Here is a 350-nt window from a genome sequence, read left to right on the forward strand (position 1 = left end):
GCCTGCCATCTCGTCGTCCTCCTGAAAACGGGATATTCCTATCCCAAAAGGTGGACCACTTCAGTGGGGGCACTCCAACAAGCTGATCGAGTGGGCCAAGAAACGCAACGTTCGGCTGGAATACAGCCAACCCGGCAAGCCACAGCAGAACGCTTACATCGAGCGCTATAACCGCACCGTTCCTGGCGAATGGCTGGGGCAATACATCTTTGAAACCATCGAGGAGGCACAGGACCAGGCAACCGAATGGCTCTGGACTTACAACAACGAGCGACCAAACATGGCCATCGGTAGAGTGAACCCCGCTATGAAGCTGAAAACAGACGAGAAAATTCTACGTCGACCCCAGT

General features: G+C 54.3%; 1 pseudogene. It reads left to right on the top strand.

Annotated features, from left to right (window positions below):
- Positions 1-73: 73 nt before the first annotated feature.
- Positions 74-350 (top strand): annotated as a pseudogene (locus tag R0J92_RS22040) (integrase core domain-containing protein); the annotation flags it as partial.

It is taken from the genome of Tritonibacter sp. SIMBA_163, assembly GCF_046535935.1.
GTDB classification, from domain to species: domain Bacteria; phylum Pseudomonadota; class Alphaproteobacteria; order Rhodobacterales; family Rhodobacteraceae; genus Epibacterium; species Epibacterium scottomollicae.